This window comes from Clostridium sp. UBA1652 (genome assembly GCF_002320975.1).
GTDB classification, from domain to species: Bacteria; Bacillota; Clostridia; order Clostridiales; family Clostridiaceae; genus Clostridium_T; species Clostridium_T intestinale.
This window is the reverse complement of sequence record NZ_DCLI01000007.1, coordinates 1-6,793: the sequence shown is the minus strand read 5'-3', so window position 1 is coordinate 6,793 and position 6,793 is coordinate 1. Positions and strand designations below refer to the sequence as shown.

Below are 6,793 nucleotides of genomic sequence, written 5' to 3'. Positions count from 1 at the left end.
TATATTATATAAGGAGGTAGACCTATGTATAATACAAGCTCAGCATATAAGACTGAAATTAAGAAGCCTAGTAGATCCTTTGAATGCAAGATTACTATAGGAGATAGAATTTATAATAACTCTGACATAGTTAATGTTGTCATTGATGGTAATATCCAACCTTCAGATGGATTTATGATAGGAACTACAGTATCTAAAACCTTAGATTTAACTTTAATAAACTCTGGAGATACAATTTATTCTACAAGCCAAGTTAAGGTTGAAATAGGGATTAAGATTGGTTCTACAATAGAATATATTCCTATGGGACTATTTAATATTGATGATATAGAAAAAACTGACTATACAACAAAGATAACAGCCTTTGATAACATGATAAAATTTGAAAGTGCTTATTTTAGTGGCTTAGGAGATAGTCCAACATTACAACAAGTAGTTAATGAATTAGCTGCTAAAACAGGAGTACAATTTACAGGGAGCCTTCCATCTTACGCAGTTAAGAAATTGGAAGGCTTTACTTGTAGAGAAGTTCTTGGATATGTTGCATCTATTTGTGGGGGTAATGCCACTATAACTAGAGATGGAAAGTTTACAATAGTTACTCCTGTAGATAATGGATTAACTATTGATGGTAGCAACTATATAAACTACAAAAGAGAAGAAGTTAAATATAAGCTTGGAAAAGTTACTTGTAAAATTGGAGAAGAGGAATTAAGTAAAGGATCATTAGGGACTGATTCTATGGAATTGGGTTTTGAAAATCCGTGGGTTACTGATGCAATTCTCCAGGATATTTATACTAAGTTAAATGGCTTTAATTATCTTGGCTATTCAATGAAATGGCAAGGGGATTTAAGCCTTGATGTTGGGGATATAGTAACCGTTACTGATGTTAAGGGTGTGGTTAGAAAGCATCCAATATTATCTCAGAAGTTTAATTATACTGGTGGACTTACAGCTGAGATCGGAGCTAAAGGAGAGAATAAAAATAAGAACTCTTTTTCAAGTTCTGGAGATACTTCAAAAAAGCTAAATAGGATGGTTACAGAAGTTGCTATAGTTAATAAGGCCTTTGTAGACTATGCGCATATTAATGATGCTGATATTGTGAGCTTAAAGGCTCAAACAGCTAAAATAGGAATTGTTGAAGCTGAGGTTGCAAGTATAAATACTATATTATCAAAAGAAGTATTTACTGAATTAGCTACTGTTGGGAAAATTGTAGCAGGAAGTTCTATAATAGCTGATGGAGCTATAGGAAGTGCTAAGATAATAAGCTTAAGTGCTGATAAAATAAACGCTGGAAAGATAAATACTAATTTAGTTAGTATCCAATCATCTAGCGGAAATATGCTTATCTCAGATAATACTATTCAAATAAAAGATAGTACTAGGGTTAGAGTTCAGATAGGAAAAGATGCAAGTAACGACTATAACATGTATGTATGGGATAGCACAGGTAATTTAATGTTTGATGCAACTGGACTTAAGGCAAGTGGTATTAAGTCTAAAATCATTCGTGATGATATGGTTTCAGATACAGCTAATATTAATGCTTCAAAAATTGAAAAAGAGAGTTTAGTTACCAGGATAAATGGAGCCACAACCTTACTATTGGCTTCAAAAGTTAAACTAGATACTGAAAATCAAACTTTGGAAGTTGCTTTTAATAGTTTAAAAAGTACAGTTACAACGACAGCTAGTACAGTTACCAGTCAAGGTACTTCAATAAGTACTATACAAGGACAGATTCAAGCTAAGATATGGCAGCAGGATATAGACACTTTAGAGGATAGTTTAGATACCAGGATAAAATCTACGGAAACCTCTATTACTGCTTTAAATAATGCTATTAGCTTAAAGGTTAGTACAAGTGACTTTACTACTTATCAAAGTACAGTTACGAGCAGTTTAAATAGTAAGGCTAATCAATCAGCATTAAACACAACTAATGGGAATGTTAGCAGCTTAACTACTAGAGTGAGTACAGCAGAAAGCTCTATATCTATTCTTCAGAGTCAGATCAGTTTGAAGGTGGAGCAGAGTGATATTACTACAGCAATTAACAATGTAAACACAATGACGAAGCTAAACGGAGTTGAATTGCTCAATCAAACTTATGTATCCAATACAGCTGCAAAACCTTTTACTGGATCATATGCAATAGTTCCAGCTTCAGAATTAGGATTAACTGATAATAAAAACTTAATAAAATGTACTAACTCACAGAATATAAAAAGCGATTTTATTCCATTTGTTCCTGGTAAGCCATATTACATTACGTTAGCTGCTTATAACTTAGAAACTACAAATGGTGTCTTGTATGTTGGAGTAGAGTACTATGATAAAAACAAAGTTTCTTTAGGAACAAACGATTTAACTATATATGCATTTCAAAAAACTACTACGGATTTACCTGCTAACACTTGGAAAACTTTTGAAGGTTATGTGAATACAGATAGTTCTAGAAATATTGCAGGGTATGTTAAATTAAGAATACTAACACGTTGGAGTGGACTTACAGGGATTACTTATTTAAAAGATATAAGTGTTAGGCAATTAGGGGCTTATATTAATAGTGAAATAGAAACTAGAATAAGTACAGCAGAAACTACAATAACACAGTTATCTAATAGTATAGCTTTAAAAGTTGAAACAGCTACTTATAATGCAAAGATGTCTAGTTTAGATGGTTCTATAAGTTCCTTAACAACTAGAATGAGTAGTGCAGAACTTAAAATGACAGATAGTTCTATAGTAAGTACAGTTAGAAGCTCAACAGCATATACAAATGACTTAGCATCTAAAGCTAATCAATCTGCTTTAACTACAACTAATACTAATGTAACTAATTTAACTACTAGAGTTTCTACTACAGAGAGTTCTATAACACAACTAAGTACTCAGATACAAAGTAAAGTAAATCAAGGAGACTTTGGAACACTTATTACACAGAATGTAAACTCTGTTCAAATTGCTGTAGGACAGTTTATAAGCGGACAATCTATTAATATAGCCACAGATGGTGGATTTGAAGCTGGTACGATTCAAGCTAAAGGAAATGCATGGATTACAACATATCCATATCAAGGACGACAGAATGGAGGCATAGGCATTACTACAGATTGGAATGGATTTTACTTTTTAAATAATACTCCTGTAAAGCAGAATACAACATACACTGTTATTGCTTATGTATCAAACAATTGGGGTGGAGCTGGTGCTATAAATCTTTTTGGCACTGGGTATGGAGCTGGGGGAGTAGGTTACAAGAATATTATTACTGGAGATAACTCTTATAAAAAATATGTTTGGTATGTCAATTTTGGTAATAATACTAACGCTACCATGTCTTTTGAAGCATATTCTTTCGGAGCTCCAAGTGGAAGTTTCATTCTCATAGACAACATTGCTTGCTATGAAGGTAGTAACCCTAATTATGAATGGTCACCTAATCCTAATGAGATAGGAAATGTAAGTGTAGATATATCTAATGTCGGATTAACTGTAAGAAATGGAGCTATAAGTATACTTAATAATGTAGGAACACAAGTATTAAGTGGAGACACAAGCGGAAATTTAACTATCAGAGGTGACTTTACAACGTATGATGATAGTACAGGCAATATAGCTATTAGATTAAGTAAGAGAACAGCATATTTCTATGATTGGGATAGTAATGCTGTTTGTGGTGAAATATTTGCTGGAAAAATAGTTGGAAATATAACAACAAGAGGTATGGTTTTCGGAGCATATAGAAACAAATTTCTTCAAGTATCTTATCAAGGCAGTGATAATAATATGTATCCAGTTATAACAGTTGATAATGGAGCTTTTGGAAGTGCTGGAACAGTAACAATTACAGGTGGTAAACAAATAAGCACTCAAAATCTTTATGTTAGTGGATCTAAAAACTGTATTCAGGATACTGAAAACTATGGTAAAAGACTTCTATATGCATATGAAACAACAGAGAGCTATTTAGGAGATTTTGTTCACGGCAAAATAAATGAAAATGGTGAGTGTTTAATAAGCATAGATGAAATATTTGGAGAATGTGTAAACACAGATATACAATACCATGTATTCACTCAAACATATAAAGGTTCAATTATTGAGATGGAGCTATATCCTAATTATTTTGTTGTAAAAGGAGAAGCAGGAACATTTTTTTCTTGCGAAATTAAAGCGAAAAGAAAAGGCTTTGAACATGTAAGACTAGAGCAGAAATTTGTAGAAGAGCATGGAGTTGAGAGCATAGAGGATGAATTAAAAACAGTTATAAGTTCTGATATAGCCGAGGAGCTATATGGGGACTTAGCAGATGAATTATTGGAGGTGTAAGAATGCTAAAATTAACAGGAGTAGCTATAATAACTACAGCAGAAGGTAAAAGAGTAACCTATAGTTATTCAGATGTAAGTGATGATGGAACTATAAAAGCTTCTAATATTAAGAGAAGTTTTATTGCAGTAGATGAAGAGTTAAAGAATATTATAGAGCAGTTAGAAAGTAAAGTTTCTAATCATATGAATATAAATGAATAAAAAGAAGATGCTCCTTGTGTACAAAGCATCTTCTTATTAATGAATTTTATTAATGTAGAATATCTTTATTATTATCAAAAGAAAAAGTTTTATACATCCTAGAGGTAACAAAAAAGAAGGTATTTAAGCTACTATATACCTTCTTTTTGTATCTATATCAATTAGGAGATAATTATAAAACTTTCTATAAGGAAGGATGAATACTAGTATTTAGAGGTTAATAGTTAATCATGACCCTTCCTTATATAAAAACATTCGTGAAAGAATGATGTTTTGATTATTGACAGGATTAAAAGAACCTATACAAAGATTAGTTGTAGAATTTGATAAATATATTGTTTTTATTACCAGAATTTATGCATTTACAACAGGAACGTTTGTTTGCTATATTGGTATTAATTTCTTGAAGTAATATGAGGAGTTGATATTAAATGAAAGCAATGGTTAAATCTGTGGACGTAATTGCATGGTTTAATGAAAGTGGTACGCCATGCCCTATTAGATTTAGAATTAATAATAAGAATGAAACAAAACAAGTAATTAATGTTGATAGGGTAATGTTTGTTGAGAAAGAGATACTCGCAGGAAACCCAATGCTAGTTTTTAGATGTCAAAGTTTGATTAATAAAATAGAAAAGGTTTATGAATTGAAATTTGAAATTAACACTTGCAAATGGTTTCTTTGGAAGATGTAAGAGAGTTGTGAAAGCAGCTCTTTCTTATATTAAAAATATTAAGAGGTGAAGTATGGATGAGAGAGATACTATTCAAGAAATTAGAGAGCGACTAGTGAAAATAGAAATGTTACTAGAGAACATTCCTGAGTCTGTCACTTTGAAGTTAGAAAATCAAGAAGAAAAAATAAAGGTTGCAAATAACAGAATAAAAGATTTAGAAGAAAATAATAAATGGTTATGGAGAGCAGTAGTTGGAGCGGTAATCGCTGGAGCTATTGCTCTTTTATTTAAAAAATAATTTTAAGGAGAGATGTAAAAATGGAATTTACAAAATTTATAACTGAAAATGCTTTAATCTTAGTACCGGCACTTTATGTTTTAGGGATGGTTTTAAAAGGAACTGAAAAAATACCGGATAAATACATTCCTATAGTGTTATTACCTATAGGTGTTATTGCATCTGTATCTATGTTAGGGTATACAGTGCAAGCAATTGTACAAGGTGTGCTTGTGGTTGGTGCAGCAGTGTATACTAATCAATTAGTTAAGCAAATTAATAAATCAGAGTAGATATGGAGCCTTAGTGCTCCTTTAAATTTAAAAATATTGGAGGAATGTAAAATGAATATTATCAATGCAAATTTAAGTTTTGGATCATTAAGCAAGAGAGGTGCTACTAATAAAATCATAGGACATCATGCAGATGCATTTAATTGCTCAGTACAAGATATTCATAGTTGGCATAAAAATAATGGATGGTCTGGAATCGGGTATCACTTCCTTGTTAGAAAAAATGGAGAAGTTTATCAAGGAAGACCACTAGATACCCTAGGAGCTCACACCCTAGGACAGAATTCCGATTCTATAGGAATATGCCTAGAGGGGAGATTAACACAAGAAAAGCCTACGCAAGCACAAATAAACTCTCTTAAAGAAGTGTTAAGCTATTTACGTAATATATATGGGAATATACCTTTTAAGGGGCATAAAGACTATATGGCAACCGATTGTCCTGGATATCTAATGGACTACATGGGAGAGTTAAATGGAGCTTCAGCTTCAAGACCAGAGCCAGTTAAAGAAACCTCTAAATCAACAGTAGATAATAATGGATGGGTTGCTAGATTACAAGCCGAATGTAATACTCAAGGCTTTTCTAATCAAGTTGTAGACAATATACCTGGACCTAATACACTCGCAGGATGTCCTTTAATAAAGATAGGAGCTAGTGGGAAAATAACAGTTTTAGTTCAGGAAAGGCTAAATAAATCAGGATTTAATTGTGGAGCAGTAGACGGAATATTTGGAGAAAAGACAAGAGTAGCAGTAATAGCATTCCAAGCATCAAGAGGACTATCAGCAGATGGTATTGTTGGACAAAATACTTGGAGAAAACTTTTAGGATTATAAGATAGAAAGCTCCTGCATCAATTAAGATACAGGAGCTAAAAAATATTCATGGACTACTCTTTAAGCTTGACTTTAATATAGTATATGCAGATTAAAAGATAATTGCCACAATTGAGGATTAATTTCCTCGGTTGTGGCTTTTTTTGTCTAGAAAACCTC

Annotated in this window: 6 protein-coding genes; all 6 read left to right on the top strand. The window is 32.2% G+C overall.

Going from position 1 to position 6,793, the window contains the following annotated elements:
* Positions 1 to 24 precede the first annotated feature (24 nt).
* The 6 genes from B3N22_RS01130 to B3N22_RS01105 all read left to right on the top strand — a co-directional run bounded on the left by B3N22_RS01130 (position 25) and on the right by B3N22_RS01105 (position 6,634).
* Positions 25 to 4,344 (top strand): hypothetical protein, encoded by a 4,320-nt coding sequence (locus tag B3N22_RS01130; protein ID WP_286904229.1) that lies wholly within the window; start codon positions 25 to 27, stop codon positions 4,342 to 4,344.
* A 2-nt stretch (positions 4,345 to 4,346) separates the two neighbouring features.
* Positions 4,347 to 4,547 carry a hypothetical protein gene (locus B3N22_RS01125; protein ID WP_286904226.1) on the top strand — a complete coding sequence of 67 codons (201 nt, stop codon included), beginning with the start codon at positions 4,347 to 4,349 and terminating at the stop codon, positions 4,545 to 4,547.
* A 431-nt stretch (positions 4,548 to 4,978) separates the two neighbouring features.
* A complete protein-coding gene (locus tag B3N22_RS01120) occupies positions 4,979 to 5,242 on the top strand; it encodes a hypothetical protein (RefSeq protein WP_286904224.1) in 264 nt (87 codons plus the stop codon).
* Positions 5,243 to 5,294: 52 nt separating this feature from the next.
* On the top strand, positions 5,295 to 5,522 hold the full coding sequence (locus B3N22_RS01115; protein ID WP_021801079.1) for a hemolysin XhlA family protein: 228 nt from the start codon (positions 5,295 to 5,297) through the stop codon (positions 5,520 to 5,522).
* Positions 5,523 to 5,542: 20 nt separating this feature from the next.
* Entirely contained in the window at positions 5,543 to 5,794 is a 252-nt protein-coding gene (locus B3N22_RS01110; RefSeq protein WP_286904220.1) for a phage holin family protein, read from the top strand.
* Positions 5,795 to 5,845: 51 nt separating this feature from the next.
* Entirely contained in the window at positions 5,846 to 6,634 is a 789-nt protein-coding gene (locus tag B3N22_RS01105; protein WP_286904218.1) for a peptidoglycan recognition protein family protein, read from the top strand.
* The last annotated feature ends 159 nt before the right edge of the window (positions 6,635 to 6,793 follow it).